Source organism: Breznakia blatticola, from assembly GCF_004365815.1.
GTDB lineage: Bacteria > Bacillota_I > Bacilli_A > Erysipelotrichales > Erysipelotrichaceae > Breznakia > Breznakia blatticola.
On sequence record NZ_SODD01000082.1, the window covers coordinates 1 to 2,866 of the forward strand.

Sequence of the window (2,866 nt, forward strand, 5' to 3'; positions counted from 1 at the left end):
TGTAAATGTCAATTATAAATTAACGAAAATTCGGAATCAGAGTTGATGAATTTTCGGAATATGAGTTGAAGAAAAATCGGAATTATAAATTGATGAATCTTATAGAAAAATCAGGGACCTTTATCCCTGATTTTTAGTATTCATTTAGATAATAGTTTTAAGATATTTCAAACCTTTTGCAACTGTTTGTGCGTCGATGATACCAAGTCCATTTTCTATTTTTTCTTGGTTCCAAAATACATCATCTAACGATGATAAATAGCATCCATATTCTCGTTCAGGAAAACATATCCAATTACCATTAGTTGATTGACCGATAACAGCTATTATTTTTGAACCTCTTCCAGTGAATATTGTTTCATGATTTTCTTTATTATTGCCAGTATGTTCAACAGTCGCTTCCCATTCAATTAAATCATCATCTTCATAAATGCAATTATAAAGCACCTTATTCTTCATTGAATACACCTCTAGTTCGATACGAAGGTCCATCAATTTGTATCACATGACTATGATGCAATAATCTATCTAAGATTGCTGTTGCTAATACTGGATCATTTAGTGATTCTCCCCATTTTGAAAAAACAATATTCGTTGTGATGATTGTGGATTTCTTTTCATATCTTAGAGCTACTAGCTGAAAGAGTAAATTTGCATCATCTTTATTTAGTGCTAAAAATCCAAATTCGTCAATTATAAGTAGCTTGTACTTGCGATATTGTTTTAATCTAGACTCTAACTTGTTTTCATACTTTGCTTTTTTTAAATCTGCTAGTAATTTACTACATGATACAAAGTAAGTACTAATTCTATTCGATGCTGCTTCTATTCCTATACAACACGATAGCATCGTTTTTCCAGTACCTGGTAAACCTACGAATACAATGTTTTCTGCATTATCAATAAATCGCAATGTCATTAAATCCATTATTTTATTTCGATCAACACTTGGTTGAAAGTCAAAATCAAATTGATTAATTCTCTTTATGTAAGGAAAACCGCTTATTGCCACATTGATTTCTCTTGCTCTTGCATCACGACATTCTATTTCTTTTGTCGTTATGTCATTTAATATGTTGATTAATTTTTGATTATCAACTTCACACACATCTAATTTTTGAGGTAATATTTCTTTTATTCTTGTGAGTTTTAATAGCTCCAAATTATTCATTAATTCATTATATCCATTCATTATTTCTTGCTCCTTTTTCCACTTCTTCAATCAACATTTCCAGCTGCAACTGTGCAATACTACATGCTTCTCCTAGTTCCATTACATCTTGATATAATGCTACATATGTTTCTTCGAAGGATTCTTCGTAGCCGTTTAATTGATAACGAATTTCATCTAAGCGATTATGAATCATTTTTTTAGTATTCAATAATTGTTGTCGCAACTGTATCATATGTGATATTGCATCATCACCAACTAGCATCCTGCTTCCTACATACCATACTTGATTCATCATTTTCTTTTCCTCGCTTTTCCAAAGCAGTCATAACCTTGAAGACGCTCTTCAACTTTTTGCTCAATAGATGCTTCACTTGCGTTTGGGAAAGTTGTTTTTACTATTTCGGTTAAATCATTTTTTCGATAATTAAAGCGTTTAGTACTTATTGTATGACAAGCAATTTCCTTTCCTTTATAATGAATGTACAATTGGTTGTCTTTCCTCTGAACTTCCACAAGCTCATGAAGATATTCAGTTGGCACAGAGTATTTAGCATTTTCGTACATTACCATAGATTCATTACTTACTTTTCTAATTTCGACGTTAGGCTTAAAGTTTAGATGATCTAAGTTAATTTTTGCTAGATACTCTTTTTCATTTTCTTCAAATAGCTCAACACAGACACGATTGGTTGCTTGGCTTACTTCCAAATTCAAATTTGTATTGAGTCTTTTTACGATTGCGTTCAATTCATCGTAATCTTCAAATTCATCATTGTATACTTGAAGACGATTCATAAGTTTCGCTACATTCTCCGCAATTCCTTTCGTGCATGGACGATATGGTTTACATGCGATGGCTTTGAATTGACAGTCTTTTGCGAATTGGATGAATTTATCGTTAAATTTAACCTCATTCGTATTGATATCGTGACTATCGACAACCGTCTTCATGTTATCAAACCAAATTTCTTCAGGACTGCCTCCACAATATTCAATCGCGTGTTTCATACATGTAAACAATGTTTTTTGGGTACGATCCACAGTTAACTCTATATATTTGAATTTGGAATACGATAACACATATAAAAAGATGTTTATTGTGTATTCTTCTTTATCCTTTGTACGTAAAGTTACAGTTTCTTTCCAATCAACTTGTGCTTGCAATCCTGGTGTTGTTTCAACTCTTAACGTTGCTTTTTTATGCAGTTTCGCTTTCATTTTGCTGACTTGTTTGATAACTAGGGATAGTGAACCAGTATATCCTTTTTCCTTTATGAAATAATAGATTGCTGTTGCACTGCAATTATAATTGGTTAGCTTAACTTCAATGATTTCCATATAGTCATCTAATTTCGATTTCTTATTTATTTTCCTTTTCCTCCGATAACTACCCGACGTCAACCTTCGCTTCGCTGTATTCCAGGATATATTGTTTTGTCTTGCATATTCTGAAATGTTTATTTTCACTCCTTTTACCTCCTTTCGCTCATTACTTGTTTTACTGATACTCATTTTTTAGTACCTCCTTCTATATATGACACAAAGAAAATTGCATCATACTTTCAGTTTAAATACTAAAAAACTTGAAGTCAAAACTCTTCAAGTTATAATTCCGAAAATTCATCAATTGCAATTCCGATTTTTTATCACTTGGTTTTCCGTTTTTTCTTCAAGTTAATTTTACAATTTACA

Annotated in this window: 4 protein-coding genes; all 4 read right to left on the bottom strand. The window is 31.6% G+C overall.

What is annotated here, in order from left to right:
* Positions 1 to 144: 144 nt before the first annotated feature.
* Genes EDD63_RS11395 through istA form a run of 4 tightly spaced genes read right to left on the bottom strand, consistent with a single transcriptional unit; the run spans position 145 to position 2,686 of the window.
* Positions 145 to 459, bottom strand: coding sequence for a DUF6618 family protein (locus EDD63_RS11395; RefSeq protein ID WP_134171436.1), 315 nt, complete (start codon positions 457 to 459; stop codon positions 145 to 147).
* A complete protein-coding gene (gene istB, locus EDD63_RS11400; protein ID WP_134171437.1) occupies positions 449 to 1,192 on the bottom strand; it encodes an IS21-like element helper ATPase IstB in 744 nt (247 codons plus the stop codon). The genes EDD63_RS11395 and istB overlap by 11 nt, the downstream gene beginning before the upstream one ends.
* Entirely contained in the window at positions 1,179 to 1,469 is a 291-nt protein-coding gene (locus EDD63_RS11405) for a hypothetical protein (RefSeq protein ID WP_134171438.1), read from the bottom strand. The genes istB and EDD63_RS11405 overlap by 14 nt, the downstream gene beginning before the upstream one ends.
* On the bottom strand, positions 1,466 to 2,686 hold the full coding sequence (istA, locus tag EDD63_RS11410; protein WP_134171439.1) for an IS21 family transposase: 1,221 nt from the start codon (positions 2,684 to 2,686) through the stop codon (positions 1,466 to 1,468). The genes EDD63_RS11405 and istA overlap by 4 nt, the downstream gene beginning before the upstream one ends.
* Positions 2,687 to 2,866: the final 180 nt, after the last annotated feature.

Excerpts from the sequence above, each read along its gene's own strand:
- EDD63_RS11405 (WP_134171438.1), bottom strand. The coding sequence starts at position 1,469 with ATGATGAATCAAGTATGGTATGTAGGAAGCAGGATGCTAGTTGGTGAT.
- istB (WP_134171437.1), bottom strand. The coding sequence starts at position 1,192 with ATGAATGGATATAATGAATTAATGAATAATTTGGAGCTATTAAAACTC.
- istA (WP_134171439.1), bottom strand. The coding sequence starts at position 2,686 with ATGAGTATCAGTAAAACAAGTAATGAGCGAAAGGAGGTAAAAGGAGTG.
- EDD63_RS11395 (WP_134171436.1), bottom strand. The coding sequence starts at position 459 with ATGAAGAATAAGGTGCTTTATAATTGCATTTATGAAGATGATGATTTA.